The organism is Acidovorax sp. GW460-11-11-14-LB4 (assembly GCF_059423685.1).
The window spans coordinates 24,973-49,916 of record NZ_JBWKYJ010000002.1 but is presented as its reverse complement, the minus strand read 5'-3'; the positions used below and the strand labels follow the sequence as shown (position 1 = coordinate 49,916).

The 24,944-nt window shown below is 63.3% G+C and carries 29 protein-coding genes and 1 tRNA gene; 3 read left to right on the top strand and 27 right to left on the bottom strand.

What is annotated here, in order from left to right; genetic code table 11:
• Positions 1 to 107: 107 nt before the first annotated feature.
• The 5 genes from AC07X4_RS01780 to AC07X4_RS01760 form a co-directional block, all read right to left on the bottom strand.
• Positions 108 to 566 carry an NUDIX domain-containing protein gene (locus AC07X4_RS01780; RefSeq protein ID WP_099732210.1) on the bottom strand — a complete coding sequence of 153 codons (459 nt, stop codon included), beginning with the start codon at positions 564 to 566 and terminating at the stop codon, positions 108 to 110.
• Positions 556 to 1,428 carry an ATP-binding protein gene (locus tag AC07X4_RS01775; protein ID WP_288851303.1) on the bottom strand — a complete coding sequence of 291 codons (873 nt, stop codon included), beginning with the start codon at positions 1,426 to 1,428 and terminating at the stop codon, positions 556 to 558. The genes AC07X4_RS01780 and AC07X4_RS01775 overlap by 11 nt, the downstream gene beginning before the upstream one ends.
• A 62-nt stretch (positions 1,429 to 1,490) precedes the next feature.
• The gene (gene argJ, locus AC07X4_RS01770; RefSeq protein ID WP_494739037.1) at positions 1,491 to 2,720 is read right to left on the bottom strand and encodes a bifunctional glutamate N-acetyltransferase/amino-acid acetyltransferase ArgJ; all 1,230 of its coding nucleotides are present in this window, start codon (positions 2,718 to 2,720) and stop codon (positions 1,491 to 1,493) included.
• A gap of 96 nt (positions 2,721 to 2,816) precedes the next feature.
• On the bottom strand, positions 2,817 to 5,573 hold the full coding sequence (gene secA, locus AC07X4_RS01765) for a preprotein translocase subunit SecA (protein ID WP_056747269.1): 2,757 nt from the start codon (positions 5,571 to 5,573) through the stop codon (positions 2,817 to 2,819).
• 137 nt (positions 5,574 to 5,710) lie between these two features.
• Positions 5,711 to 6,694: a M23 family metallopeptidase gene (locus AC07X4_RS01760; protein ID WP_108498321.1), complete on the bottom strand. Its 984-nt coding sequence runs from the start codon at positions 6,692 to 6,694 to the stop codon at positions 5,711 to 5,713.
• A gap of 32 nt (positions 6,695 to 6,726) precedes the next feature.
• On the opposite strand from AC07X4_RS01760, the gene AC07X4_RS01755 reads away from it, so the two are divergent.
• Complete coding sequence (locus AC07X4_RS01755) at positions 6,727 to 7,026, top strand: hypothetical protein (RefSeq protein ID WP_056060290.1); 300 nt, start codon at positions 6,727 to 6,729, stop codon at positions 7,024 to 7,026.
• 43 nt (positions 7,027 to 7,069) lie between these two features.
• On the opposite strand, the gene AC07X4_RS01750 is transcribed toward AC07X4_RS01755, so the two are convergent.
• From AC07X4_RS01750 to petA, 6 genes are all read right to left on the bottom strand, one after another.
• Positions 7,070 to 7,145: transfer RNA gene (locus AC07X4_RS01750), tRNA-Thr, on the bottom strand.
• A gap of 49 nt (positions 7,146 to 7,194) precedes the next feature.
• On the bottom strand, positions 7,195 to 7,734 hold the full coding sequence (locus AC07X4_RS01745; protein WP_494739036.1) for a ClpXP protease specificity-enhancing factor: 540 nt from the start codon (positions 7,732 to 7,734) through the stop codon (positions 7,195 to 7,197).
• A gap of 52 nt (positions 7,735 to 7,786) precedes the next feature.
• The gene (locus AC07X4_RS01740) at positions 7,787 to 8,398 is read right to left on the bottom strand and encodes a glutathione S-transferase N-terminal domain-containing protein (RefSeq protein WP_005794209.1); all 612 of its coding nucleotides are present in this window, start codon (positions 8,396 to 8,398) and stop codon (positions 7,787 to 7,789) included.
• Between the two features lie 101 nt (positions 8,399 to 8,499).
• Complete coding sequence (locus AC07X4_RS01735) at positions 8,500 to 9,261, bottom strand: cytochrome c1 (protein ID WP_494739035.1); 762 nt, start codon at positions 9,259 to 9,261, stop codon at positions 8,500 to 8,502.
• A gap of 17 nt (positions 9,262 to 9,278) precedes the next feature.
• Positions 9,279 to 10,694: a cytochrome b gene (locus AC07X4_RS01730; RefSeq protein WP_056747267.1), complete on the bottom strand. Its 1,416-nt coding sequence runs from the start codon at positions 10,692 to 10,694 to the stop codon at positions 9,279 to 9,281.
• Between the two features lie 11 nt (positions 10,695 to 10,705).
• Positions 10,706 to 11,305, bottom strand: coding sequence for a ubiquinol-cytochrome c reductase iron-sulfur subunit (gene petA / locus AC07X4_RS01725; RefSeq protein ID WP_056060279.1), 600 nt, complete (start codon positions 11,303 to 11,305; stop codon positions 10,706 to 10,708).
• Positions 11,306 to 11,450: 145 nt separating this feature from the next.
• Between petA and mscL the strand changes: the two genes are divergently transcribed.
• Positions 11,451 to 11,879 carry a large conductance mechanosensitive channel protein MscL gene (gene mscL / locus AC07X4_RS01720; RefSeq protein ID WP_494739034.1) on the top strand — a complete coding sequence of 143 codons (429 nt, stop codon included), beginning with the start codon at positions 11,451 to 11,453 and terminating at the stop codon, positions 11,877 to 11,879.
• A 183-nt stretch (positions 11,880 to 12,062) separates the two neighbouring features.
• Here mscL and pdxA read toward each other — a convergent pair whose 3' ends face one another.
• Positions 12,063 to 13,091 (bottom strand): 4-hydroxythreonine-4-phosphate dehydrogenase PdxA, encoded by a 1,029-nt coding sequence (gene pdxA, locus AC07X4_RS01715; protein WP_494739033.1) that lies wholly within the window; start codon positions 13,089 to 13,091, stop codon positions 12,063 to 12,065.
• 124 nt (positions 13,092 to 13,215) lie between these two features.
• Complete coding sequence (locus tag AC07X4_RS01710) at positions 13,216 to 13,989, bottom strand: Nif3-like dinuclear metal center hexameric protein (protein WP_494739032.1); 774 nt, start codon at positions 13,987 to 13,989, stop codon at positions 13,216 to 13,218.
• Between the two features lie 140 nt (positions 13,990 to 14,129).
• Here AC07X4_RS01710 and AC07X4_RS01705 point away from each other — a divergent pair, with 140 nt between their 5' ends.
• Positions 14,130 to 15,278 (top strand): trypsin-like peptidase domain-containing protein, encoded by a 1,149-nt coding sequence (locus AC07X4_RS01705; RefSeq protein WP_056060267.1) that lies wholly within the window; start codon positions 14,130 to 14,132, stop codon positions 15,276 to 15,278.
• Between the two features lie 356 nt (positions 15,279 to 15,634).
• Here AC07X4_RS01705 and tatC read toward each other — a convergent pair whose 3' ends face one another.
• The 14 genes from tatC to AC07X4_RS01635 form a co-directional block, all read right to left on the bottom strand.
• Positions 15,635 to 16,429 carry a twin-arginine translocase subunit TatC gene (gene tatC / locus AC07X4_RS01700; protein ID WP_056060263.1) on the bottom strand — a complete coding sequence of 265 codons (795 nt, stop codon included), beginning with the start codon at positions 16,427 to 16,429 and terminating at the stop codon, positions 15,635 to 15,637.
• A 59-nt stretch (positions 16,430 to 16,488) separates the two neighbouring features.
• On the bottom strand, positions 16,489 to 16,953 hold the full coding sequence (tatB, locus tag AC07X4_RS01695; RefSeq protein WP_056060260.1) for a Sec-independent protein translocase protein TatB: 465 nt from the start codon (positions 16,951 to 16,953) through the stop codon (positions 16,489 to 16,491).
• Positions 16,954 to 17,005: 52 nt separating this feature from the next.
• The gene (tatA, locus tag AC07X4_RS01690; RefSeq protein ID WP_056060256.1) at positions 17,006 to 17,248 is read right to left on the bottom strand and encodes a Sec-independent protein translocase subunit TatA; all 243 of its coding nucleotides are present in this window, start codon (positions 17,246 to 17,248) and stop codon (positions 17,006 to 17,008) included.
• Between the two features lie 106 nt (positions 17,249 to 17,354).
• Entirely contained in the window at positions 17,355 to 17,711 is a 357-nt protein-coding gene (locus tag AC07X4_RS01685; RefSeq protein WP_015012693.1) for a histidine triad nucleotide-binding protein, read from the bottom strand.
• A gap of 235 nt (positions 17,712 to 17,946) precedes the next feature.
• Complete coding sequence (locus AC07X4_RS01680) at positions 17,947 to 18,984, bottom strand: patatin-like phospholipase family protein (protein WP_116749031.1); 1,038 nt, start codon at positions 18,982 to 18,984, stop codon at positions 17,947 to 17,949.
• Positions 18,977 to 19,363: a DUF4870 family protein gene (locus tag AC07X4_RS01675; protein ID WP_056060250.1), complete on the bottom strand. Its 387-nt coding sequence runs from the start codon at positions 19,361 to 19,363 to the stop codon at positions 18,977 to 18,979. Before AC07X4_RS01675 ends, AC07X4_RS01680 begins: the two co-directional genes overlap by 8 nt.
• Entirely contained in the window at positions 19,360 to 19,734 is a 375-nt protein-coding gene (locus AC07X4_RS01670; RefSeq protein ID WP_056062032.1) for a phosphoribosyl-ATP diphosphatase, read from the bottom strand. Before AC07X4_RS01670 ends, AC07X4_RS01675 begins: the two co-directional genes overlap by 4 nt.
• Before the next feature lie 20 nt (positions 19,735 to 19,754).
• Positions 19,755 to 20,153: a phosphoribosyl-AMP cyclohydrolase gene (gene hisI / locus AC07X4_RS01665; protein WP_494739031.1), complete on the bottom strand. Its 399-nt coding sequence runs from the start codon at positions 20,151 to 20,153 to the stop codon at positions 19,755 to 19,757.
• A gap of 124 nt (positions 20,154 to 20,277) precedes the next feature.
• The gene (hisF, locus tag AC07X4_RS01660) at positions 20,278 to 21,078 is read right to left on the bottom strand and encodes an imidazole glycerol phosphate synthase subunit HisF (RefSeq protein WP_056747261.1); all 801 of its coding nucleotides are present in this window, start codon (positions 21,076 to 21,078) and stop codon (positions 20,278 to 20,280) included.
• Positions 21,079 to 21,201: 123 nt separating this feature from the next.
• Positions 21,202 to 21,942, bottom strand: coding sequence for a 1-(5-phosphoribosyl)-5-[(5-phosphoribosylamino)methylideneamino]imidazole-4-carboxamide isomerase (gene hisA, locus AC07X4_RS01655; RefSeq protein WP_056060243.1), 741 nt, complete (start codon positions 21,940 to 21,942; stop codon positions 21,202 to 21,204).
• Positions 21,943 to 22,007: 65 nt separating this feature from the next.
• A complete protein-coding gene (hisH, locus tag AC07X4_RS01650; protein WP_099731109.1) occupies positions 22,008 to 22,685 on the bottom strand; it encodes an imidazole glycerol phosphate synthase subunit HisH in 678 nt (225 codons plus the stop codon).
• Between the two features lie 51 nt (positions 22,686 to 22,736).
• Entirely contained in the window at positions 22,737 to 23,375 is a 639-nt protein-coding gene (gene hisB, locus AC07X4_RS01645) for an imidazoleglycerol-phosphate dehydratase HisB (protein ID WP_056747259.1), read from the bottom strand.
• Positions 23,372 to 24,493 carry a histidinol-phosphate transaminase gene (hisC, locus tag AC07X4_RS01640; protein WP_260666391.1) on the bottom strand — a complete coding sequence of 374 codons (1,122 nt, stop codon included), beginning with the start codon at positions 24,491 to 24,493 and terminating at the stop codon, positions 23,372 to 23,374. Before hisC ends, hisB begins: the two co-directional genes overlap by 4 nt.
• Positions 24,490 to 24,942 (bottom strand): PIN domain-containing protein, encoded by a 453-nt coding sequence (locus AC07X4_RS01635; protein ID WP_056060234.1) that lies wholly within the window; start codon positions 24,940 to 24,942, stop codon positions 24,490 to 24,492. Before AC07X4_RS01635 ends, hisC begins: the two co-directional genes overlap by 4 nt.
• Positions 24,943 to 24,944: the final 2 nt, after the last annotated feature.

Genomic DNA, 24,944 nt, shown 5'->3' with positions numbered 1-24,944 from the left:
AGGCGCCATTCAAGAGCCATTTCACCAAAAACCAGCGGTAGCGCTAATGCTGCACGCCTGAGAAGCTACCAATTCAATAGCAAATCAGTCCCACACAGGCGGGAGTCTCACTCCACCGCAGACTGCAGACCCCGCTCCTCAGCCAGCCATTGCAACACCGGATAGGCACCGGGCAACACCGGGGACACCGTGATCGGCATTTGCTGCCAGGCCATGGCCTGGCCTTCACGCATCTCGAATTCGCCAGTCCACTCCCAGACCTTGCACCAGTGCAGCCGCACCAGTGCGTGGGGGTAATCGTGTTCGGTCACTTTCCAGACGCTTGCCGGGCCGATGGTCACGCCCAGCTCCTCGATCAGTTCGCGGCGCAGCGCCTGCTCCACGGTCTCGCCCGCCTCCAGCTTGCCACCCGGAAACTCCCAGTACCCCGCGTAGGGCTTGCCCGGCGGGCGGGTGGACAGCAGCATCGCGCCGTCTGCGCGCAGCAGGATGCCCACGGCCACTTCGGTGTGTTTGCGTTCGGCAGTGGCCGGGACGCTGTCTGGAGCGAGATGTTCAGCCGCCATGTCGCCCCGCATAGTCACGCGCAAACTGGTACGCCACACGGCCGCTGCGCGAGCCACGCTCCAGCGCCCAGACCAGGGCCTCAGGCCGCGCCTCCTCAATGGCCTGTGCGGGCACACCGAACGACGACAACCACTGCGCCACGATGGTCAGATACTCCTGCTGGCTGAACGGGTAGAAGCTGACCCACAGGCCAAAACGCTCCGACAGCGAAATCTTCTCCTCCACCACCTCGCCCGGGTGCACCTCGCCGTCTTCGGTGTGGGTGTACGTGAGGTTGTCAGCCATGTACTCCGGCAGCAGGTGGCGCCGATTGCTGGTGGCGTAGATGAGCACGTTCGGCGTGGCGGCCGCCACCGAGCCGTCCAGGATCGACTTGAGCGCCTTGTAGCCTGGCTCGCCTTCCTCAAAACTCAGGTCATCGCAGAAGACGATGAATTTCTCGGGCCGGTCAGACACTACGTCCACGATGTCCGGCAGGTCGGTCAGGTCGGCCTTGTCCACTTCAATCAGGCGCAGGCCTTCGGCTGCGTAAGCGTTCAAGCAGGCCTTGATCAGCGACGACTTGCCAGTACCGCGCGCACCCGTCAGCAGCACGTTGTTGGCGGGCTTGCCCTGCACAAACTGCTGCGTATTGCGCTCGATCTTTTCTTTTTGCGGATCGATTTCCTTGAGGTCTGCCAGCCGCATCGCCCCCACGTGGCGCACGGGTTCCAGCGTGCCATGCCCACTGCTGCGCTTGCGGTAGCGCCAGGCAATGGAGGCGGACCAGTCAGGCGCTCCCAGCGGCTGGGGCAGCACCGACTCGATGCGGGCGATGAGCTGCTCGGCACGCTCGACCAAGCGTTCAAATTTTTCGTTCATTATGGCGAAATGCGCTAGTGGAATATGCCTCAACAGCTATCACAAAGATAGCAAGACCCAACTCACGAGCGGTAGTCGGCGTTGATGGTCACGTACTCGTGGCTGAAGTCGCAAGTCCACACCGTGTCCGCTGCGGTACCGCGCCCGAGTAGCACCCTCACGGTGATCTCGCTCTGCTTCATCACCCGCTGGCCGTCTTCTTCGCGATAGGCGGGGTTGCGCCCCCCTTGCAGCGCCACATGCACATCGTCCAGGTACAGGTCGATGCCGGTCTGGTCCAGGTCGTCAATGCCGGCGTAGCCCACGGCCGCCAGGATGCGGCCCAGGTTGGGGTCGCTGGCAAAAAAGGCCGTCTTGACCAACGGCGAATGAGCAATGGCGTAGGCCACCTTGCGGCACTCGTCGCCAGTCTTGCCGCCTTCGACCCGCACTGTGATGAACTTGGTCGCACCCTCGCCGTCCCGCACGATCGCCTGCGCCAGCTTTTGTGACACCGAGAGCATCGCAGCCTTGAGGGCTTGGCCGTCCGTGCTGTCGAGCGAGGTCACGGGCGCATGCGCTGCCTTGTTGGTGGCAACGACCACGAAGGAATCGTTGGTCGATGTGTCACCGTCAATGGTGACGCGATTGAAAGAGCCGTCAGCCAGATCACGCGCCAGTTGCTGCATGACGGCGGGCGCCACGCAGGCGTCCGTGGCCAGGAAGCCCAGCATGGTGGCCATGTTGGGGCGGATCATGCCCGCACCCTTGCTGATGCCCGTGATGGACACCGTGGCGCCACCGATCTGCACCTGCGCAGAGAACGCCTTGGGCAGTGTGTCGGTGGTCATGATGCCCTCGGCGGCACGGGCCCAGTGGTCGGGCTGCGCATCGGCGATGGCGGCGGGCAGTCCCGCTTCGATGCGGTCGTTGGGCAGCGGCTCCATGATCACGCCGGTCGAGAACGGCAGGATCTGCTCGGGCGCCACGCTCAGCTGACGAGCGAGCGCAATGCAGGTGGCGCGCGCACGCGCCAGGCCGTCAGCTCCGGTACCTGCATTGGCGTTGCCCGTGTTGATGACCATGGCGCGAATGGGCTGGCCGCTGCTCAAGTGCTCGCGGCTGATCTGCACCGGCGCTGCGCAAAAGCGGTTCTGCGTGAACACGCCAGCCACGCTGGCGCCCTCGTCCAGCAGGAACACGGTGAGGTCCTTGCGGTGGGCCTTGCGGACACCAGCTTCGGCAACACCGATGCGCACACCGGCGATGGGGTGCAGATCGGCAGCAACGGGAGCGACTAGATTGACGGGCATGAAGGTCTTTCTCAAAAAACTGCGGCCGATTATCCGGAAAACCGTGGCGCGCCAATGAAAACACGGGCCGAAGCCCGTGTTGTCTGGATCAGGAAATCAAGCCAGCTTGCCGTGGCACTGCTTGTATTTCTTGCCGCTGCCACAGGGACAGGGGTCGTTACGGCCCACACGCATACCTTCGGGCAGCGCTTGCTGGGCCACGGTCTGTGCATCCACCGTGGTCTCCACCTCGCCAGTTTCGGTGGGTGCGGTATAGGTAACGTTGGCAATGCTCTCGGCGCGCTGTTCCATGTCTTGCGCGGCCTGGTCGAGCTGCGCCTGCGACTGCACCTGCACGGTCATGAGGATCTTGGTGACCTCGTTCTTGACCTGGTCGATGAGCTGGCGGAAAAGCTCGAAGGCCTCGCGCTTGTACTCCTGCTTGGGCTGCTTTTGCGCATAGCCGCGCAGATGGATGCCCTGGCGCAGGTAATCGAGTGCGCTCAGGTGATCGCGCCAGTTGGAGTCAAAGTTCTGCAGCAGCACCACACGCTCAAACTGCGTGAAGTTTTCGCGGCCCACCTGCTCGACCTTGGCATTGAAGGCAGCGTGCGCGGCCTGCAAGACCTTGTCCAGGATCTCGTCGTCGGTGATCGCATTGGCGCCCTGCACTTCCTGCTGCAGCGCGATTGGCACCTGCCATTCTTCTGCGAGCGCCTTTTCCAGCGCGGCCAGATCCCACTGCTCTTCCACCGATTCGGCAGGCACGTACTGGCGCACCAGATCGGTCATGCAGTCTTCGCGCATGGCCGCAATCACATCCGACAGGTCAGACGCGTCCAGGATGTCGTTGCGCTGCTGGTAGATCACCTTGCGCTGATCGTTGGCCACATCGTCGTACTCCAGCAACTGCTTGCGGATGTCGAAGTTGCGGGCCTCCACCTTGCGCTGGGCCGATTCGATGCTGCGCGTCACGATGCCCGCTTCAATGGCTTCGCCATCGGGCATCTTCAGGCGGTCCATGATCGCCTTCACGCGGTCGCCCGCGAAGATGCGCATGAGCGAATCGTCCAGGCTCAGATAGAAACGCGACGAACCTGGGTCGCCCTGGCGGCCCGAACGGCCACGCAGCTGGTTGTCGATGCGGCGCGACTCATGGCGCTCGGTGGCGATGATGCGCAGGCCGCCCAGCGCCTTGACCTTCTCGTGGTCCACCTTCCACTGCTCACGCAGCGCGGCCACCTTGGCGGCACGGTCGGACTCGGACAGGGATTCGTCGGCTTCGATGGCCGCCACATCCTTCTCGATATTGCCGCCCAGCACGATGTCGGTACCACGGCCAGCCATGTTGGTGGCGATGGTGATCATGCCCTCGCGACCGGCCTGGGCCACGATGTCGGCCTCACGGGCGTGCTGCTTGGCATTGAGCACCTGGTGGGGCAGGCCTTCCTTGTTCAGCAGCTGGTCGATGATTTCGGAGTTCTCGATCGACGTCGTGCCCACCAGCACGGGCTGGCCGCGCTCATGGCATTCGCGAATGTCCTTGATGGCGGCTTCGTACTTCTCGCGCGTGGTCTTGTAGACGCGGTCCAGCTGGTCGTCGCGCTTGCTGGGCCGGTTGGGTGGGATGACCGTGGTTTCCAGGCCATAGATTTCCTGGAACTCGTAGGCTTCGGTATCGGCCGTACCCGTCATGCCGGCGAGCTTGTTGTACAGGCGGAAATAGTTCTGGAACGTGATGGAGGCCAGTGTCTGGTTCTCGGCCTGGATGTTCACGCCTTCCTTGGCTTCCACGGCCTGGTGCAGACCTTCACTCCAGCGGCGGCCCGACATCAGGCGGCCGGTGAACTCGTCCACGATCACGATCTCGCCGTTTTGCACCACGTAGTGCTGATCGCGGTGGTACAAGTGATTGGCCCGCAGCGCTGCATACAGGTGGTGCATCAGCGTGATGTTGGCCGGGTCGTACACCGAGGCGCCTTCGGCGATCAGGCCGTGGGACGCCAGAATGCGTTCGGCAGTTTCGTGGCCTTGCTCGGTCAGAAACACCTGGTGGGTTTTTTCGTCCAGCGTGAAGTCGCCGGGCTTGGTCACACCCTCGCCTGTGCGGGGGTCCGCCTCGCCTTCCTGACGCACCAGCAGGGGCACCACTTTGTTCATCGCGATGTACATCGCCGTGTGGTCTTCGGCCTGGCCACTGATGATGAGCGGCGTGCGGGCTTCGTCGATCAGGATCGAGTCCACCTCGTCCACGATGGCAAAGTTCAGGCCCTGTTGCACACGGTCCTGCGCTTCATAGACCATGTTGTCGCGCAGGTAGTCAAAGCCGTATTCGTTGTTGGTGCCGTAGGTGATGTCGGCACGGTACGCAGCCTGCTTTTCTTCACGGGGCATGTTGGGCAGGTTGATACCCACCGTGAGGCCCAGGAAGTTGTACAGGCGCCCCATCCACTGCGCATCGCGGTTGGCGAGGTAGTCATTCACCGTCACCACGTGCACGCCCTTGCCAGAAAGGGCATTGAGGTACACCGGCAGCGTGGCCGTCAGGGTCTTGCCCTCGCCAGTGCGCATTTCGGCGATCTTGCCGAAGTGCAGCGCCATGCCACCGAGCAGCTGCACATCAAAGTGCCGCATCTTCATGATGCGCTTGGACCCCTCGCGCACCACGGCGAAGGCTTCGGGGAGGATGCTGTCCAGCGACTCGCCCTTGGCCACACGGTCCTTGAACTCCTGCGTCTTGGCCCGGAGCTGCTCGTCCGACAGCTTCTCGTAATCGGGCTCCATCGCATTGATGCGGGTCACCGTCTTGCGGTACTGCTTGAGGAGCCGGTCATTGCGGCTGCCGAATATTTTGGTGAGGAAGTTGGTGGCCATGCGAACAGGACCGCCTGCCCCGCTGCAATCAGCGCGCCAAGCGACCGAAATCCCTAAGATGAATTGAGTTCAGATGGGTCCTGCGACCGATATTGCAAGCATTGCAACTGCGGGCAGAGAACGCCGGACCCGCGATTTTACCTGCCCGGTGCCGGCGCGGCCGGCTGTCCTGCCAACGTGGAGGGCTGAATGGCGGCTACCTGTGCGCCAGTGGCCGTACCGCCCGCATTCAGGAACTTCTGTGGGTCCTGGAAAACCCCCTGCACCAGCACCTCAAAGTGCAGATGCGGCCCCGTCGAGCGGCCGGTGGTACCGATCTCCGCAATCTTTTGCCCGCGGCGCACGATGTCGCCCTGCTTGATCAAGACGCGCGAGGCATGGGCATAGCGCGTCACCAGCTGGTTGCCATGGTCTACCTCGATCATGTTGCCGTAGGCGGGGTGGTACTCCTGGGTAACAACCACGCCTCCGGCGGCCGCCAGGATGGGTGTACCGGTGTCGGCCTGGAAATCCAGCCCGGTGTGCAAGGCCGACTGCCCCGTAATGGGATCGACCCGCCAGCCAAAACCCGACCCTGCGACACGCCCCGTGACGGGCGCATGGGTCGGAATCATCTTCTTGCGGATGTGCTGGTCAAACAGACGGGACTCCAGCACCGTCATCAGGTCCACACGCTGGTTGGTCAGGCGCTCCAGATCATCCAGGGTGGTTTGCAGCTCTTCCATGGACAGATTGCGCGCGCTCACGAGGGCTCCGCCGCGGGCATCCGCTTTCTGAATGTCAGCAGGTGCCATGCCCGCAAGGCCCAGCACGCGATCCCCCAGGGACTCCAGCTGCACCATGCGCGCTTGCATTTCACCCACACGCCGGGCCATGGCATCGAGATTGGCGCGCATGAATCGGTCACGCTCGGCAAACTCATCCTTGACCACAAGGCGCACCAGCGAGCCCACGATGGGCCACCCTTCACGCGCCCCTTTCAGAAAAACCCAGTGGTAGAGCCCGGCAGCCACCACCATCAGGCACAGCGACACAGCAAGCCCCGCCAGGACCAAGCGCGTGCCAGACAAATGAATGGCCCGGCTGCGCGCCAGTCTGGCGTCCGTGATAATCAAATGCACTGCCAATACTCCACGCCCGAAGACGCCACACCATGAATCGCCGCCACTACGCCGTCACCCTGCAGCAAGCCAGCGAGGAATCCCCCACGCTGGCAAAGCTTACAGCGCTGACACGCGACTCCAGTGATCGGCTCAAGGCCATTGAATTGCTGATTCCCGCCGCGTTGCGCCCAGCGGTGCAGGCAGGCCCCATTGACGGGGACAGCTGGTGCCTGCTGGTCAAGAGCAATGCTGCGGCGGCAAAAATACGCCAACTGCTGCCTGCTTTGCAGGCGCATCTGCGCAGTCGGGGGTGGGAGGTTAACGCGATTCGCCTGAAAGTTCAAACCTGACGGCCAGGGCGTCAGTGCCAGGGAATGCAAAAAGCAAGAGAAATGGTGCCGGTTGTCGGAATCGAACTGACGACCTACCGCTTACAAGGCGGGTGCTCTACCAACTGAGCTAAACCGGCGAAGGCGGTATTTTATCCTGTAAAAACCGCCCGAAATTTGAAACTGCAGCTATTTGATGCGCTTCAGCGAGGGGCGTGCTCCACCTTGAGCAGGCGGCGGCCGAGGAGCGTCGCCCCCATCATCCTTGTGGCCCTCTTCCACACCCACCAGCTGCACGACACGGTCTTCGGCAGGCACGGCAGCAGTCGCCTCTTCCGCTTGCATCGGCGCGGGGGACGCAGCAGCAGACAGTGCGGAGGGAGCCCCCTCCGCAGAAGTCAACAGATCCACCGGTGGCGGGAACGCCATACCTTGACCGTTCTCACGGGCATAGATGGCGATCACACGGCCGACCGGCACCAGTATTTCGCGGGGCTTGCCACCAAAACGCGCCTTGAATTCAATGAGTTCATTGCCCAATTGCAGCGCGCTGGTCGCATCAAAACTGATGTTCAGAACGATCTCGCCATCCTTCACATACTCGCGCGGCACCTGCACGGAGTCGTCCACACGCACCGCCACGTAAGGCGTGAGCCCGTTGTCGGTACACCATTCGTACAGGGCGCGAATGAGATAGGGGCGCGTGGAGGTCGATTCCTGTGCGGTCATGGATGGCGGTACTACAGCTGCGATGGAAAGAGGGAAGTCTGCAGGCCGCTGCTTACTTGCGCATGACCTTTTCGGACGGCGTCAGCGCTTCAATGTAAGCCGGGCGCGAGAAGATGCGCTCAGCGTACTTGAGCAGCGGGGCCGCATTCTTGGACAGATCAATGCCGTAGTAGTCGAGGCGCCACAGCAGCGGCGCGATGGCCACGTCCAGCATCGAGAAGTTGTCGCCCAGCATGTACTTGTTCTTGAGGAACACCGGGGCCAGCTGCGTCAGGCGGTCACGGATGTGGGCGCGCGCCTTTTCCAACGCTTTCTCATTGCCCTTGGTCGCACGCGATTCGAGCGTGTTCACATGCACAAACAATTCCTTCTCGAAGTTGAGCAGGAACAGGCGCACGCGGGCGCGGTCCACCGGGTCACCAGGCATCAGTTGCGGGTGAGGAAAACGCTCATCGATGTACTCATTGATGATGTTCGACTCGTACAGGATCAGGTCGCGCTCGACCAGGATCGGCACCTGGCCGTACGGGTTCATCACGCTGATGTCTTCGGGCTTGTTGTACAGGTCCACATCGCGGATTTCAAAGTCCATGCCTTTTTCAAACAGGACAAAACGGCAGCGGTGGGAGAAGGGACAGGTCGTACCCGAGTAAAGCACCATCATGGTGGGAGGCTCCTAAAAATCAAAAGAGTGGGACGCCAAAAGCGCCCACTCTGTAATAAATCCGGCGGCACCCCGCAGGGTGCTAGCGATGGATCTGGCGTTTACTTGACGTCCTTCCAGAACGCAGCGTTCAAGCGCCAAGCAATGATCGTGAACACGCCCAGGAACAACAGCACCCAGACGCCCACGCGCCAACGGGTGTTCTGCGCGGGCTCGCCCATCCACTGCAGATAGTTCACCAGATCACCAATATTCTGATCGAATTGCAAAGGCGTCATCGTGCCAGGCGTGATCTGCTCCCAGCCCTTGAACACATGGGTCTTGTGGCCGTGGCTCTCGTGTTCTTCAAACACGGGACGACGTTCGCCCTGCAACTGCCACAGAACATGGGGCATACCGACGCTGGGGAAAGCCAGGTTGTTCCAGCCGGTGGCCTTGGTGTCGTCGCGATAGAAGGTGCGCAGGAAGGTGTACAGATAGTCAGCCCCCGTGCCGCCGTGGCCTGCACGTGAGCGTGCAATCACGGTGAGGTCAGGCGGATTGGCACCAAACCATTCCTTGGCCTGCTTGGGATCGATCGACGCCTTCATGGTTTCACCCACCTTGTCGGTGGTGAACAGCAGGTTGTCCTTGATCTGCTGCTCGGTCAGGCCGATGTCGCGCAGGCGATTGAACCGCATGTAGGCCGCCGAGTGGCAGCTCAGGCAGTAGTTCACGAACACCTTGGCACCGTTTTGCAGCGAGGCCAGGTCGTTGGTCTTGTTGGGCGCCTTGTCCCAGGCAATGGTGTCGCCACCCGCCGCATGGGCAGCACCGGCGACCAGACCCACAGCGGCGATCAACGTGAGGATGATTTTCTTCATTGTTGTTATCTCCAGGCTCAGTGCGCCACAAAGGTCACGCGGTCGGGCACGGGCTTGGCTTCGCCAATGCGGCTCCACCAGGGCATCAGCAGGAAGAAGCCGAAGTAGAACAGCGTTCCGACTTGCGACACCCGCTCGCCGATCGGCGATGGTGGCTGCACACCCAGGTAGCCCAGGATCAGGAAGATGATCACGAACACGCCGTACAAATACTTGTGCCAGTCAGGACGGTAGCGGATCGACTTGACAGGGCTGTGATCCAGCCAGGGCAGGAAGAACAGGATGATCACAGCGCCACCCATCACCACCACGCCCCAGAACTTGGCATCGATGGACAGCATCATGGCGATGACCACCACGGCCGCACCGGCGATACCCGCCTTCACGAAGCTGGGCAGCTTGGCCTTGAGCACACCAAAACCGGCGCCAGCGACCACGCACAGCACGAGCACGTACATCATCTCAGTGGTGATGGCACGCAGCATCGAATAGAACGGCGTGAAGTACCAGACCGGAGCAATGTGCGCAGGGGTCTTGAGCGGATCGGCAGGGATGAAGTTGTTGTATTCGAGGAAGTAACCACCGAACTCAGGAGCAAAGAACACCACGGCCGTGAATGCCATCAGGAACATGCTCAGCGCGAAGATGTCGTGCACCGTGTAGTAGGGATGGAAGGGCACGCCGTCGAGCGGCTTGCCGTTGGCATCCTTGGGAGCCTTGGGGCCCTTGATTTCCACACCGTCGGGGTTGTTGGAGCCCACGTCGTGCAGCGCCAGCAAGTGCGCCACCACAAGGCCCAGCAGCACCAGGGGCACGGCAATCACGTGGAAGCTGAAGAAGCGATTCAGCGTCGCATCGCCCACCACATAGTCGCCACGGATCAGCAGAGCCAGATCAGGACCAATGAAGGGGATGGCTGCGAACAGGTTCACGATCACCTGGGCGCCCCAGTAAGACATCTGTCCCCAGGGCAGCAGATAACCCATGAAGGCTTCAGCCATCAGGCACAGGAAGATCGCGCAACCGAAGATCCAGACCAGCTCGCGCGGCTTGCGGTAGCTGCCGTAAATGAGGCCACGGAACATGTGCAGGTACACCACCACAAAGAACGCCGAAGCGCCCGTGGAGTGCATGTAGCGGATCAGCCAGCCCCAGGGCACATCGCGCATGATGTACTCGACCGACGCAAACGCCAGGTTGGCGTCCGGCTTGTAGTGCATGACCAGGAAGATGCCGGTCACGATCTGGATCACCAGCACGACCAGCGCCAGCGAGCCGAAGATGTACCAGAAGTTGAAGTTCTTCGGAGCGTAGTACTCCGACATGTGCACCTTGTAGGCGTCAAAGGCCGTCGGGAACCGGTTCTCGAACCAGTTGGTGACCTTGGCGCCTGCGGAGGCGTTCGGCGAGATTTCTTTGAATTCGTGGGCCATGTCGTTCTCCGTCAAGCCTTCTTGTCTTCACCGATCAGCAGGCGCGTATCGGACAGGTACATGTGCGGAGGCACCTCAAGGTTGTCGGGTGCTGGCTTGTTCTTGAAGACGCGGCCTGCCATGTCGAACGTGGAGCCGTGGCAAGGACACAGGAAGCCGCCCTTCCAGTCGTCGGGCAGCGAAGGTTGTGCACCCGTCTGGAACTTGTCCGACGGCGAGCAACCCAAGTGCGAGCAAATGCCCACACCCACAAAAATTTCCGGCTTGATGGAGCGCGCCTCGTTGCGGGCGTACTCAGGCGTGAGTTCAGAGGGCTTGCGCTCCGACTTGGGATCGGCGAGCTGGCCGTCGAGCTTGGGCAGCTCTGCCAGTTGCTCCGGCGTGCGCTTGATGATCCAGACGGGCTTGCCGCGCCACTCCACAGTGACCTTTTCTCCAGGTTTGAGGGCGGAGATATCCACCTCGACAGCAGCACCAGCGGCTTTGGCACGCTCTGAGGGCTGGAAAGTACTCACGAAAGGAACGGCGGTTGCCACGCCGCCCACCGCACCAGCACATGCTGACGTGATGATCCACGTCCGCTTGCTGGAGTCGATTGGAGTGTCACTCATGGGGATCCTCGATGAACATCGCTAGATTGGGGTCAACCGCGAATTGTAGCGGAGTGAAAATGGTTATTTCCAAGTGGTTTGCTGGCTTGACAGGGGTGCGAACCGGGCAATACTCGCCCATCACCGTTTTACAAGGAGAAACTACATGGGGATGATGCAAGAGTTCAGGGAGTTCGCGGTCAAGGGCAATGTGATTGACCTCGCGGTGGGCGTCATCATTGGCGGTGCCTTTGGCAAGATCGTGGATTCGGTGGTAGCGGACCTGATCATGCCCGTGGTGGGGCTGGTCTTTGGCAAGCTCGATTTTTCCAACCTGTTCATCGTGCTGGGCAACGTGCCCCCGGGCACGGGCACCACGCTCGATGCCCTGAAAAAAGCCGGTGTGCCAGTGTTTGCCTATGGCAACTTCCTGACCGTGGCGGTCAACTTTGTGATCCTGGCGTTCATCATCTTCATGATGATCAAGCAGATCAACCGCCTCAAGCGCGAAGCCCCTGCCGCCCCCACCGCGCCGGCAGCCCCTCCCGAAGACATTGTGTTGCTGCGCGAAATTCGCGACAGCCTGAAGAAGTAAACCCTTGGGCCAGCGGCCTTAGTGGCCACATAAAACGCCACCGCTGCGCTGCCTCCACCAGCCGCCGGTGGCGTTGGCTTTTGGGGGTAGCGCCGCCCGCACACCCGCGTCCAGGCTGGCGCAATTTTCAGCAGTTCGTTTGATATCGATCAGCGCTGGGCCCCAAGGCTTCAGCGGCTGACGTCATCCACACAGCGACCGCGCCATGCGCACCGCCTCGATCAGGCTGGAGGCATCTGCAACGCCCTGCCCTGCAATATCAAACGCCGTGCCATGGTCGGGGCTGGTGCGCACCAGGGGCAGGCCCAGCGTCACGTTCACGCCCCTTTCCACCCCCAGGTATTTCACCGGGATCAGGCCCTGGTCGTGGTACATGGCGACGACCACATCGAACTCGCCCGCGCGCTGCGGGGTGCTGCGCGCGCGCATGAACACCGTGTCAGGCGCAAACGGGCCGTGCACATCCAGCCCCTGCGCGCGCGCCGCCGCGATGGCCGGGGCGATCACCTCCAGCTCCTCGCGGCCAAACAATCCGCCCTCGCCCGCATGGGGATTCAACCCTGCCACACCCATGCGGGGCACACGGCCCAGGCTGCGCTGCAAGGCGGTGTGGGTGATTTGCAGCGTCTGCAGCACGTTGTCCTGCGTCACCGCTGCAATCGCGTCGCGCAGCGACACATGGATGCTGACGAGCACGGTGCGCAGCTCGTCATTGGCCAGCATCATGCGCACGGGCATCCGCGCCAGCGGCACCCCCCGGTGCGCAGCAGCCTCTGCCTGCAAGAGCTCCGTATGCCCCGGGAAGTCCACCCCTGCGGCCGACAAGGCCTCCTTGTGCAAAGGGGCTGTCACCAACGCTGCCACCGCCCCACGCAATGCGGCACGCGCCGCCCAGACCACGCTGTCCGCCGCGGCACGGCCGGCGGCGGCGCTGATCTCGCCCCAAGGCTGGGGCCCCGGGATCCCGGGCAGTTGGAGCACGGGGATGCAGCGGGGCGGAGCATCCGCTGCTTCGCCCGGTGACCCGATCTGCGCAACGGGCACACCGGGCACACCGGGGCGCGTGATGGCGTCCGCAGCGCGTCGCACAGTGGCCAGGTCACCGACGACAAAGCAGTGGCGCAGCGCATCGGGCGCATCGCGAAAGGCCTTGGCCACGATCTCGGGGCCGATGCCGGCGGGATCTCCCTGGGTGATGGCGATGGGTTGCATGGGTTTGGAGCCAAAAGTGCTTGTAGCGCTAGTTGTTCATGCGCTATCAGCTATGAATAAATGAGCAAAATGGACCGGATATCCGCACGATGTGATTGCTTGCCGTGCGGTGTCTTGCCATGGGCTAGGCGGGGTTGTCGATCTCGATGAACTGGTGGCTCAGCCCGCACTGGGCTGCCACATGCGCCGCCACAGCGGGGGCGCCATAGCGCTCCGTGGCATGGTGCCCGGCGGCAATAAAGCCCACCCCCGTCTCACGCGCCAGGTGCGCCTGGGGCTCGGAGATTTCGCCGGTGATGAAAACATCCGCCCCTGCGGCAATGGCCGACTCGAAATACCCCTGCGCGCCGCCCGTGCACCACGCCACGCGGCGCACGGGGCGCCGTGCAGCGGCACCACCGCCCACCTCACACGGCGACACCAGGGTCACGGGGCGGCCGAGCGCCTGGGCAACATGGTCGGCCAGAGTCTGGACATTATCGAAAGCCGCTGGCGCTGCAAAGCCCAGGTCCTGCTCGCCAAACCGCGCATCGGCGGCAAAACCCAGCACCCGGCCCAGCTGTGCGTTGTTGCCCAGTTCGGCATGGGCATCGAGCGGCAGGTGGTACGCAAACAGGTTGATGTCGTGCGCCAGCAGCAGCTGCAGCCGCTGCTTCATCCAGCCCGTGATGCGGCCATCCTGCCCGCGCCAGAACAGGCCGTGGTGCACAAAAATAGCATCGGCCTGCGCGGCAATGGCGGCTTCGATCAGTGCACGACTGGCAGTGACGCCACTGACCACTCGCCGGATCTCGGCCTTGCCCTCGACCTGCAGGCCGTTGGGGCCGTAGTCCTTGAAGCGCTCGGGTTGCAGCAGGCTGTCAAACGCCTGCAAAAGTTGACTGCGGTGAATGCTCATGCCGCTATTGTGGCGCGCCGTTCGCGCCCCCACATTCGGAGACAATCCTGTGTGAGAGGGAGCGCCCAGGCCGCCACGGCGAACCTGCAGCGTCCACCTCCATCGCCCACACCCTGTACTACCACCGGCAAGCACCTTTCATGAAGCGACTCTGGCTGTTGTTTTCCCAGTCCGTGACGGTCCTCGTTGCGGCCTACTTTGTTGTCGCCACGCTCCAGCCTGACTGGCTGGGCCGGGGCACCACGCGCTCCGGGGCGGGTATTGCGCTGCTGGAGGCCCCTGCCACGCCACCGTCGCAGCCTGCGGCGGGCAGCTTCAGCGGTGCGGCGCGCAAGGCGGCACCGGCCGTGGTCAGTATCAACACCAGCAAAGAAGTGCGCCACCCGCGCAGCAACGACCCCTGGTTCCAGTTTTTCTTTGGTGACCAAGGCAGCCAGGCGCAGGCCGGCCTGGGCAGCGGCGTGATCGTGAGCCCCGAGGGCTACATCCTCACCAACAACCATGTGGTGGAAGGTGCTGACGAGATCGAGGTGACCCTCACCGACAGCCGCCGCGCCCGTGCGCGCGTGATCGGCACCGACCCCGACACCGACCTGGCCATCCTCAAGATCGAACTGGACAAGCTGCCCGTGATCGTGCTGGGCAACTCCGACGCCCTGGATGTGGGCGACCAGGTGCTGGCCATCGGCAACCCCTTCGGCGTGGGGCAGACCGTGACCAGCGGCATCGTGAGCGCGCTGGGCCGCAGCCAGCTGGGCATCAACACGTTTGAAAACTTCATCCAGACCGACGCGGCCATCAACCCCGGCAATTCGGGCGGTGCGCTGGTCGATGTGAACGGCAACCTCATGGGCATCAACACCGCGATCTACTCGCGCTCGGGCGGCAGCATGGGCATCGGGTTTGCCATTCCGGTGTCCACAGCCCGCATGGTGCTCGATGGCATCGTGAAGGACGGCCAGGTCACACGCGGCTGGATTGGCGTGGAGCCCAACGAGCTGTCGCCCGAACTGGCAGAAACCTTTGGCGTCAAAAAGGCCACCGAGGGCGTGATCATCACCGGCGTGCTGCAGGACGGCCCCGCTGCCCAGGCTGGCATGCGCCCGGGGGATGTGATCGTGAGCGTGGACGGCAAGAGCGTGGGCAATGTGTCGCAGCTGCTGACCGCCGTGGCGGCACTCAAGCCGGGCCAGGCTGCGGCGTTTGACGTGCAACGGGCCGATAAGCGCGTGGAGCTGAGCATCAACCCAGGCGTGCGCCCCCGGCCACAGCGCAATGTGAGGCGCTGAGCCCCTTCAGCGAGCCCGGCTCTGCGCGGTAATCGCCGGGCGGGTACAAGCCATCACCACTGCCGATTGGGGGCGAAGCAGGCGAAGGTCGTCGGCTTTGGGGCCCCTCTGGCAGGGCCAAACCGGGGTGAAGAACAGGCCAACCGAAAGGGTCCAGATGCGGGTGAGGAGTGTCCCTTCCTCTGACGGGCTGCAGTCCTCATACCACTATAAAAAACGTAGCTGCCAGCGCATATCACACTAGCGCTTGTAGCTATTTTTATTGTATTTTCTGTCTCATCGCCCAGGTGGAGCCTCACGGACGCGATCCGCGCATCACCCCCCAGGCAACCCCGCCAGCCTGCGCGGCTGGAAGGTCAGGATGCGGAAGCGGATTCCCCGGGCTCTTCGGGCGCCTGGGTGTGCTTGATGAAGATCTGAGCGGCCCAGATGCCCACCTCGTACAGCAGGCACATGGGCACGGCCAGCGACAGCTGCGACACCACATCGGGCGGTGTCACGACAGCGGCCACCACGAAGGCCAGCACGATGAAATAGCCGCGAAACTCGCGCAGCTTTTGCACGCTCACGATGCCCATGCGGGCCAGCACCACCACGGCAATCGGCACTTCAAACGCCATGCCGAACGCCAGGAACATGGACAGCACAAAACTCAGGTAGGCCTCGATGTCGGGGGCGGCCGTGATGCTCTTGGGGGCAAAGCTCTGAATGAACGCGAACACCTGGCCAAACACCAGGTAGTAGCAAAACGCCACCCCGATGAAGAACAACAGCGTGCTGGACACCACCAGCGGCAGCACCAGCTTTTTCTCGTGCGAATACAGGCCGGGCGCCACAAAAGCCCAGATCTGCCACAGCACAAAAGGCAGCGCGAGCAGGAACGCCGACATCAGCAAGATCTTGAGCGGCACCATGAACGGCGAAATCACCGAAGTGGCGATCAGCGTGGCCCCCTTGGGCAGGTGGGCTACCAGAGGGGCGGCCAGAAAGTCATACAACGCGCCGGGACCCGGAAAGAAGAACAGGATCGCTGCCGCAATGGCGATGGCGATCATGGCCTTGACCAGCCGGTCGCGCAGCTCCATGAGGTGCTGTACGAACGGCTGCTCAGTGCCGGCCAGTTCGTCTTCTTTGGTGGGGGTTTCGGACATGGTGGGTTTTCGTGGGCGTCAGGGCCGCCCATGCAGCGCACGGGGCGCCGCAGGCTGCGTCAGTGGAATTTTTGGGGGCGGTAACGTGCTACGCGGGCTGCGCCAGACTGTGCCTTGGTGCGCACACCACTGCGGGCCTTGTACCACTGGGGCACCGCACCACGCTTGAGGCGCCAGTTCTTGCCGGGGTGCTTGTAGGCAGGCACCACGGCCGCCTGCTCCCGCAGGTCGGCGTTGTTGCTGGAATCGATGGCATCGGTCCAGTCTTTCTCGAACTCGCTGGCGCTGGTCTGGATGGTGTTGTGCACGTCGCGCGCGGCGTTCTCCACCGTGTCCTTCATCTTCTTGAGCTCATCGAGCTCCATGGACCGGTTGACCTCCGCTTTCACATCGGACACGTAACGCTGCGCCTTGCCGAGCAAGGTGCCAACGGTACGGGCCACACGGGGCAGCTTCTCGGGGCCGATGACGATCAACGCCACGGCGCCAATCAGCGCCATTTTGGACAGGCCAATATCAATCATGGATCAGGCGCCAGCGCAATGCAGGCCAAGGCAGCGGGTCAGCAGCACCAGCTCAGCTCTTTTGCTTGGCTTCGACATCGATGGTGGTCTTGTCGGCGGCCTGGCTGTTGGCCACCTGGCCAGCGGGGGGCGTGGCAGCAGCAGGTGCGTCAGACGAGCCATCCTTCATGCCGTCCTTGAAGCCCTTGACGGCGCCGCCCAGGTCAGAGCCCATGTTCTTGAGCTTCTTGGTACCGAACACCATCACAACGATCAACAGCACGATCAGCCAGTGCCAGATGGAAAAAGAGCCCATGAAATATCTCCTAACGAATTGCAATCATTTTAGACGGGGGGCGTGACAGGAGTTCAGTGCCGGGGCAAGCCGACACCTCTCAACATGGCACGATCGTCAGCCTGGTTCAGCCTTTGAGCCACGGACGGGGGCCGCCCATGACATGGATATGCAGGTGGTGAATTTCCTGCCCACCTTCAAGCCCCGTGTTTACCACGACGCGAAAGCCACCATCCGGGTACGGGTTGCAGCCCTGCTCCAGTGCCAGCTTTGGCGCCAGCGCCATCATGCGCCCCAACACCCCGGCATGCTCCGGGGTGACCTGTGCCATGGAAGGGATATGCAGCTTAGGCACCATCAAAAAATGCACTGGCGCCCACGGGTGGATGTCGTGGAAGGCGAAGATTTCTTCGTCCTCATAAACCTTCTTGGAGGGGATCTGGCCCGCGATGATTTTGCAGAAAAGGCAGTTCGGATCGTGCATGGGAGGGATCGGAGCAAAAGGAATCAGGGGTACAGGCGCGGATCAACCCTGAGGGTGCCTCGCGCGCAAGCGAGGGATGTCCTGCATAACCCTCGCGAGTCGGTGTAGTGCGGATCGGGATGGGCCGCAAGGCGTCTTTTTGCAGGCAATAGCTGTGCTATTGGCCAAAAAAGCAACGCAGCGGACCGCCCGAGACCGCGCTATCACGGACCGCAGGGAGTTATGCAGGACATCCCTAGGCATTGTCAGCGATCTTGATACTGGGGCGCACGCCCACGTCCTTGCGGTGCGCGTGCAGCCACTCCTGCCCCGCTGTGCGGCCCAGCGCAAACAGCTTGCGCACAAAGGCCAGGTCCGCACGCAGTTTGCTGTCGGCCCCGAAGGGCGCCAGCACCGAGCCGCCATCGATGCGGTGCATGCGCACGCTTTTGTAGCGGCGGGCATCGAGCTTGCCCTCGGCGAGCAGGCGGCGCACAAACTCGATGGCGCGCAGCTCGGCCAACAGGCTGGCGTTGAAGGTGACTTCGTTCATGCGCTCCATGATCTCGGAGGCGCTGCTGGGCACGTCCAGGTGCTCGACGGGGTTGATCTGCACCAGCAGGATGTCCGAGGTGTCGGTCTGGTAGATCAGCGGATGCAGCGCGGGGTTGCCGGAATAGCCGCCGTCCCAGTACGCCTCGCCCTCGATCTCGACCGCCTTGAACAGCATGGGCAGGCAGGCCGACGCCATCACGGCATCCGCACTGAGCCGGGGCCCAAAAAAAATCTCGCCCCGGCCGGTGCGCACGTTGGTGGCACACACAAACACCTTGGGGCCGACCACGCCGGTGCGGGCGGAGCACAGCAGGCTGAAATCCACCTCGCGCTCCAGCAGCTTGCGCAGGGGGTTGATCCCCAGCGGATTGGTCTGGTAGGGCGAGAACCACTGCGACATCATGCCCACCAGCGGATTAGCGGCAGACAACGGCGTTCCCCAGGTCAGGCTGCCCAGCGCGCCCACCCCTTCCCACAGGCGGGTGAGCGATTCGCGGGCCAGGGTGCAGCCTGCGAGGTGGGCGTCTTCGGGGTCCTTGTGCTGCTGCGCTGCCTGCGCAAACCCGTGCGCCAGGGCCACTGCGTTCATGGCGCCTGCGCTGGTGCCACTGACACCGTCGAACTGCCACTGGCCGTCCTCCAGCAGCGCATCCAGCACGCCCCAGGTGAGCGCGCCGTGCGAGCCGCCGCCCTGCAGCGCCAGGTTCAGACGCGGGCGGGGACGGGCTGCTTCATGCATCCACGGCTTGGCTCTTGTTCATGGCGACCATGCCGCGCACGATGCGGTACAGAAACCAGATGGAGATCAGGCCCCAGGCGATCCAGCCGGGCAGGAAGAACAGCAGCCACAGCGGCGCCGTGACGATGTAGAGCACGCCTGCCCAGATCACGGTGCGGATGCGCCATGAGAAATGGTTGGCCTGCCAGGTGCCTTCGGCATCGCCTTTTTTCACCAGGTCGATCACCAGCGCCACGATCAGCAGCGCAGCGCCGGGCTGCGCGCCCGGGATGACCGCCCCCAGCGCCACGATCAGGTGCAGCACATAGCTGACCCAGCCGATGGCCTTGAGGTCCTCGGCCTTCTGGTCGTTGGTCTGCACATCGATGATGTCGCTCACGGCGTGCCTTCTTCGGCAGCGCGTTCCGCCACCTTGCGCAGGGCCTTTTCCTCGATGCCGCTGGTGCCTTCGCGGCGCTCCAGCTCGGCCACCACATCGGCGGGCGTGAGCCCGTAATGGGCCAGCGCCACCATGGTGTGAAACCACAGGTCGGCCACTTCATAGACGATCTTGGACTTGTCGGCGCCGTGGTCCACATCCTTGGCGGCCATCACCACCTCGGTGGCTTCTTCACCGATCTTCTTCAGGAAGGAATCAGGCCCCTTGTGCAGCAGGCGCGACACATAGCTGGTGGCCGGGTCGCCGCCGTTGGCGGGCTTGCGGCTTTCGATGACGGCGGCCAGGCGCGCCAGGGAATCGTGGGAACTCATGCTCTTGTCGTCCATTGCCATTACTTGTAGATGGATTCGGGGTCTTTCAAGACCGGATCGACCGCGTGCCAGGCACCGTCCTTGAGCACGCTGAAAAAGCAGCTGTGGCGGCCCGTGTGGCAGGCGATGCCGGGCTCGTGGCCCTGCTGGGTGACCTTGAGCAGCACCACGTCGTTGTCGCAGTCCAGGCGGATCTCGTGCACCGTCTGCACGTGGCCGGACTCTTCGCCCTTGAACCACAGCTTTTTGCGCGAGCGGCTGAAGTACACGGCGCGGCCCAGTTCAGCGGTTTTCGCCAGGGCCTCGCGGTTCATCCACGCAAACATCAGCACGTCGCCCGTGCCCTGCTCTTGCGCAATCACGGGCACCAGGCCCTGCGCATCCCATTTCACTTCGTTGAGCCAGTTCATGGGGGTCATTGTCGGTGATCCGTGTGGCGCGCCAGCGCCAACCAGGGCGCGCACCTGCACTTTTCAATTGTTTTTGATTACAAGCGCAGGTATTACATGCGCTTGAAGCTATCAAATCAGGAGCAAATGCCGATCACATCCGCACGGGGATGCCGCGCTCTGCCATGCGCTGCTTGGCCTGGCCCACGGTGTATTCGCCGTAGTGGAAGATGCTGGCGGCCAGCACCGCGTCGGCGCCACCGGTCTGGATGCCGTCGGCCAAGTGGTCAAGGTTGCCCACGCCGCCCGAGGCGATCACGGGCACGCTGACCGCGTCACTCACCGCGCGGGTCAGTTCCAGGTCAAAACCCGCCTTGGTGCCGTCGCGGTCCATGCTGGTCAGCAGGATCTCGCCCGCACCGCGCTGCGCCATCTCGGTGGCCCAAGCAATGGCGTCCAGGCCGGTGTTCTTGCGCCCGCCGTGGCTGTACACGTCCCAGCCCGCACCCACGGGCTGGCCGTTGGCACCCAGGCGCAAGGCGTCCTCGGCAGAGCGGCGCTTGGCGTCGATGGCCACCACGATGCACTGCGCGCCGTATTTGGCCGACACCGCGTTGATCACCTCAGGATTGGCAATCGCGGCCGAGTTGAAGCTGGTCTTGTCCGCGCCGGCATTGAGCAGGCGGCGCACATCGTCCACGGTGCGCACGCCACCACCCACGGTGAGCGGAATGAACACCTGGCTGGCCACGGCCTCGATGATGTGCAGGATGAGGTCACGGCCATCGCTGGTGGCGGTGATATCGAGGAAGGTGAGCTCGTCAGCGCCCTGCGCGTTGTAGCGCGCAGCAATTTCGACCGGGTCGCCTGCGTCGCGCAGCTCGACGAAATTGACGCCCTTGACCACACGGCCTCCGGTGACGTCAAGACAGGGAATGATTCGTTTTGCGAGCATGTCAGTGAGCGATTCGTTGATAAGGCGCTACCGAGGCCAGCAGACGCCGTGGAACTGGCTTCGCCAGGCCACTGGCGTCGTCCCCTGGGGGAAGCGGCGAAGCCGCTCAGGGGGTGATCGGTTTCAGCCGTTCAGTTCGTCGGCACGTGCTTGTGCCGCCGCAAAGTCCAGGTCGCCGCTGTAGATGGCGCGGCCGCAGATCACGCCCTCCACGCCCTCGTCTTCGACGGCGCACAGCTGCTCGATGTCGGCCATGTTGGACAGGCCGCCCGAGGCGATCACAGGGATGCTCAAAGCCTGGGCCAGCTTCACCGTGGCGTCGATGTTGATGCCCGACAGCATGCCATCGCGGCCGATGTCGGTGTAGATGATGGATTCGACGCCCCAGTCCTCGAACTTCTTGGCCAGGTCCACGACCTCGTGGCCGGTGAGCTTGCTCCAGCCGTCGGTAGCCACCTTGCCGTCCTTGGCGTCGAGCCCCACGATGATGTGGCCGCCGAACGCGCTGCAGGCGTCTTTGAGGAAGCCGGGGTTCTTCACGGCCGCCGTGCCGATGATCACGTAGCGCAGGCCGCCGTCGATGTATTTCTCGATGGTGTCCAGGTCGCGGATGCCGCCGCCCAGCTGCACGGGGATGTCGTCACCCACCTCTTTCAGGATGGACTTGATGGCGCTGTAGTTCTTGGGCACGCCCGCAAACGCACCGTTCAGGTCCACCAGGTGCAGGCGGCGTGCGCCGGCATCCACCCATTTGCGCGCCATGGCGGCAGGGTCTTCACCAAAGGTGGTGGATTGGTCCATATCGCCTTGCTTGAGGCGTACGCAGTGGCCGTCTTTGAGGTCGATGGCGGGGATGAGCAGCATGGTGGTGAAGTTCGGGTGAAAAAGGGCGAGACGCAGCTCGGCCCGAACGGGTGGGGGTTAAGGGATCAGGGATTCCAGTGCAGAAAATTGCGGTACAGGGCCAGGCCGTGCTCCGCGCTCTTCTCCGGGTGAAACTGAGTGGCAAAAATATTATCGCGTGCAACCGCGGCAGCAAACAAACCGCCGTAGTCGGCCTGCCCGGCGCAATGGGCAGGATTTTGCGGCACAGCGTAGAAACTGTGCACGAAGTAGAAGTAACTGTTGTCGGGCACACCGGCCCACACCGGGTGCACGCCGCCGCCGTGGTGGGCGTGGGGCATCTGCCGCACCTGGTTCCAGCCCATCTGGGGCACCTTGAAACGGCTGCCATCGGGCTGTGTGCGGCCTGCCAGGTCAAACTTGAGCACATCGCCAGGGATCAGGCCCAGGCCAGGCGTGTTGCCTTCGGCGCTGTGGTCCAGCAGCATCTGCATGCCCACGCACACGCCAAACATCGGCTTGGTGGCAGCGGCTTCGAGCACCGATTCCTGCAGGCCGGACTCGCGCAGCTCGCGCATGCAATCGGGCATGGCGCCCTGCCCTGGCAGCACGATGCGCTGGGCGGCGCGCACGTCGTCGGGGCGCTGGGTGACGACCACGGTCCAGCCCGTGCCCTCGGCGGCGGCCTGCACGGCCTGCGACACCGAGCGCAGATTGCCCATGCCGTAGTCCACGACCGCCACTGTTTTTGCTTCCATATTCATAGCTGCTAGCGCATACAAATCAAGCGCTTGCGCCTGATTTGACTGAAAAATTCACAGAGAACCCTTGGTGGAGGGGATGACACCGGCCGAGCGCGGATCACGCTCCAGCGCCGCACGCAGCGTGCGTCCGAACGCCTTGAAGATGGTCTCGCACTGGTGGTGTGCGTTGACGCCCTTGAGGTTGTCGATGTGCAGCGTCACGCCCGCGTGGTTCACAAAGCCCTGGAAGAACTCGAACACCAGTTGCGTGTCGAGCTGGCCGATGCTCCCGGCCGTGAACTTCACGTCCATGTGCAGCCCGGGGCGGCCCGAAAAATCGACCACCACGCGCGACAGCGCTTCATCCAGCGGCACGTAGGCGTGGCCGTAGCGGCGGATGCCTTTCTTGTCGCCCACGGCGCGTGCAAAGGCCTGGCCCAGGGTGATGCCCACGTCTTCCACCGTGTGGTGGCCGTCGATGTGCAGGTCGCCTTCGCAGTCGATGTCGAGGTCGATCAGCCCATGGCGGGCGATCTGGTCGAGCATGTGGTCAAAGAAACCGATGCCGGTGTGCAGCTTGGCCTGGCCGGTGCCGTCGAGGTTGATGCGCACACGGATGCGCGTCTCGGCGGTGTTGCGGCTGACCTCGGCAATGCGGTCGGCCATCGGGTCGGCCGATGGAGCGGAAGGTACGAGTGCGGAGGAAGTCATAGGGAGGCTTGGAGTGCGGCCAGCATCTGCGCGTTGTCTTCGGCATTGCCTACCGTCAGGCGCAGGCAGTTGGCCAGCAATGGGTGCATTGTAGAAACGTTCTTGACGAGCACCTTGCGGTTTTTCATGCCCTCGTAGGCCTTGGCGGAATCCGCCACACGGATCAGCACCATGTTGGCCTCGCTGTCCCAGCACTTTTCGACCCCCGGCATCTGGCGCAGCGCGGCGATGAGCGTGGTGCGTTCGGCACGGATTTCCGCCGCCTGGGCGGCGAAAACCTCGGCGTGTTCCAGCGCAAACAGGGCGGCTTCGCAGTTGAGCACGCTCACGTTGTAGGGCGGGCGCACCTTGTCGATCTCGCTCACGAACGCCGAGGGCCCGATGAGGTAGCCCAGGCGCACGCCTGCGAGGCCAAACTTGCTGAGCGTGCGCATGAGCAGCACGTGCGCATTGCGCGCAGGCTCGGCACGCATGCGGTCGATCCAGGTGCGGCTGGCAAAGGGCTGGTAGGCCTCATCCATGACCACGATGCCGCCCTGCGCGCCCGCAGCGTCGATGATGCGCTGCACCGCGCCCTCGTCCCACAGCGTGGCCGTGGGGTTGTTGGGGTAGGCGATGTAGGTGATGGCCGGGCGGTGCTGTTCGATGGCGGCCAGCATGGCAGGCTCGTCCAGCTCAAAATCAGGCGTGAGCGGCACGCCGACAAAGTCCAGGCCCTGCAGCTGCGCCGACAGCGGGTACATCACAAAACCGGGCATGGGTGCCAGCATCGTGGCGCGCTGACCCGTGCCGGGCTGTGCGCAGGCCAGGGCCAGCAGGGTGATGAGCTCGTCCGACCCGTTGCCCAACACGATGCCATAGCCCTCGGGCATGCCCGCGTACTGCGCCAGGGCCGCCTTCAGGTCGGCAATGCGGTCGCCGGGGTAGCGGTTGAGTGCCACCGAACCCAGGCGCTGGCCCAGCGCGGCCTGCAAATGCGCGGGCAGGCGGAAGGGGTTCTCCATCGCGTCCATCTTGAGCATGCCGGTGGACGGCTGCACGACATAGGAATGCATCGCGCGCACGTCAGGGCGGATGCGGGCCAGGGCCTGGAGGGGGGACGACGCGGGAGTAGTCATTCGGTGGTGTCCAGTTCGTTGGGGGTGACAAGGAAAGGGTTGATGGGGCGCACGGCGTCCATCGGCTGATCGTGCGGCAGTGCCTCGGTCAGCAGGTAGCGGCAGCCTTGCTGGTGGGCGGACGAGAGGATGAGTGCATCCCAGTAGCCCAGGCGGTAGCGGTCCTGCAGGTCCCAGGCGCCGTCCACGGTGTAGGAGTCCAGGTGCGGCGGCAGCCACACGCGCAGGCGGCGCACCTGGGCGCGCACCTGCTGCAGCACGTGGGGGCCATCAAAACGCTGGATGGCCTGGTTGTACAGCTCGTTGAGCACCTGCGAGCTGATGCGGCCGCTGCGCGTCTGCCAGCAAAAGCTGATCCATTCGCGCGCCCGCGCCTGGCGCTCGGCATCGCGGTCGTCCACGCTGGCGAGCAGGATTTCGGTATCGACAAAGATAGGGACGGTGGCCATGC

What these genes read in the sequence shown, in the direction of transcription:
- tatC (WP_056060263.1), bottom strand. Translation starts at nt 16,429, where the DNA reads ATGTCCGAAACCCCCACCAAAGAAGACGAACTGGCCGGCACTGAGCAG.
- AC07X4_RS01735 (WP_494739035.1), bottom strand. Translation starts at nt 9,261, where the DNA reads ATGAAGAAAATCATCCTCACGTTGATCGCCGCTGTGGGTCTGGTCGCC.
- AC07X4_RS01730 (WP_056747267.1), bottom strand. Translation starts at nt 10,694, where the DNA reads ATGGCCCACGAATTCAAAGAAATCTCGCCGAACGCCTCCGCAGGCGCC.
- hisI (WP_494739031.1), bottom strand. Translation starts at nt 20,153, where the DNA reads ATGACCCCCATGAACTGGCTCAACGAAGTGAAATGGGATGCGCAGGGC.
- AC07X4_RS01745 (WP_494739036.1), bottom strand. Translation starts at nt 7,734, where the DNA reads ATGACCGCACAGGAATCGACCTCCACGCGCCCCTATCTCATTCGCGCC.
- AC07X4_RS01755 (WP_056060290.1), top strand. Translation starts at nt 6,727, where the DNA reads ATGAATCGCCGCCACTACGCCGTCACCCTGCAGCAAGCCAGCGAGGAA.
- hisH (WP_099731109.1), bottom strand. Translation starts at nt 22,685, where the DNA reads ATGAATATGGAAGCAAAAACAGTGGCGGTCGTGGACTACGGCATGGGC.
- pdxA (WP_494739033.1), bottom strand. Translation starts at nt 13,091, where the DNA reads ATGCAACCCATCGCCATCACCCAGGGAGATCCCGCCGGCATCGGCCCC.
- hisC (WP_260666391.1), bottom strand. Translation starts at nt 24,493, where the DNA reads ATGACTACTCCCGCGTCGTCCCCCCTCCAGGCCCTGGCCCGCATCCGC.
- AC07X4_RS01635 (WP_056060234.1), bottom strand. Translation starts at nt 24,942, where the DNA reads ATGGCCACCGTCCCTATCTTTGTCGATACCGAAATCCTGCTCGCCAGC.
- AC07X4_RS01780 (WP_099732210.1), bottom strand. Translation starts at nt 566, where the DNA reads ATGGCGGCTGAACATCTCGCTCCAGACAGCGTCCCGGCCACTGCCGAA.
- argJ (WP_494739037.1), bottom strand. Translation starts at nt 2,720, where the DNA reads ATGCCCGTCAATCTAGTCGCTCCCGTTGCTGCCGATCTGCACCCCATC.
- AC07X4_RS01670 (WP_056062032.1), bottom strand. Translation starts at nt 19,734, where the DNA reads ATGAGTTCCCACGATTCCCTGGCGCGCCTGGCCGCCGTCATCGAAAGC.
- tatB (WP_056060260.1), bottom strand. Translation starts at nt 16,953, where the DNA reads ATGATTGATATTGGCCTGTCCAAAATGGCGCTGATTGGCGCCGTGGCG.
- secA (WP_056747269.1), bottom strand. Translation starts at nt 5,573, where the DNA reads ATGGCCACCAACTTCCTCACCAAAATATTCGGCAGCCGCAATGACCGG.
- tatA (WP_056060256.1), bottom strand. Translation starts at nt 17,248, where the DNA reads ATGGGCTCTTTTTCCATCTGGCACTGGCTGATCGTGCTGTTGATCGTT.
- AC07X4_RS01685 (WP_015012693.1), bottom strand. Translation starts at nt 17,711, where the DNA reads ATGCACGATCCGAACTGCCTTTTCTGCAAAATCATCGCGGGCCAGATC.
- petA (WP_056060279.1), bottom strand. Translation starts at nt 11,305, where the DNA reads ATGAGTGACACTCCAATCGACTCCAGCAAGCGGACGTGGATCATCACG.
- hisF (WP_056747261.1), bottom strand. Translation starts at nt 21,078, where the DNA reads ATGCTCGCAAAACGAATCATTCCCTGTCTTGACGTCACCGGAGGCCGT.
- hisB (WP_056747259.1), bottom strand. Translation starts at nt 23,375, where the DNA reads ATGACTTCCTCCGCACTCGTACCTTCCGCTCCATCGGCCGACCCGATG.
- AC07X4_RS01775 (WP_288851303.1), bottom strand. Translation starts at nt 1,428, where the DNA reads ATGAACGAAAAATTTGAACGCTTGGTCGAGCGTGCCGAGCAGCTCATC.
- hisA (WP_056060243.1), bottom strand. Translation starts at nt 21,942, where the DNA reads ATGCTGCTCATCCCCGCCATCGACCTCAAAGACGGCCACTGCGTACGC.
- AC07X4_RS01740 (WP_005794209.1), bottom strand. Translation starts at nt 8,398, where the DNA reads ATGATGGTGCTTTACTCGGGTACGACCTGTCCCTTCTCCCACCGCTGC.
- AC07X4_RS01705 (WP_056060267.1), top strand. Translation starts at nt 14,130, where the DNA reads ATGAAGCGACTCTGGCTGTTGTTTTCCCAGTCCGTGACGGTCCTCGTT.
- AC07X4_RS01710 (WP_494739032.1), bottom strand. Translation starts at nt 13,989, where the DNA reads ATGAGCATTCACCGCAGTCAACTTTTGCAGGCGTTTGACAGCCTGCTG.
- AC07X4_RS01680 (WP_116749031.1), bottom strand. Translation starts at nt 18,984, where the DNA reads ATGCATGAAGCAGCCCGTCCCCGCCCGCGTCTGAACCTGGCGCTGCAG.
- mscL (WP_494739034.1), top strand. Translation starts at nt 11,451, where the DNA reads ATGGGGATGATGCAAGAGTTCAGGGAGTTCGCGGTCAAGGGCAATGTG.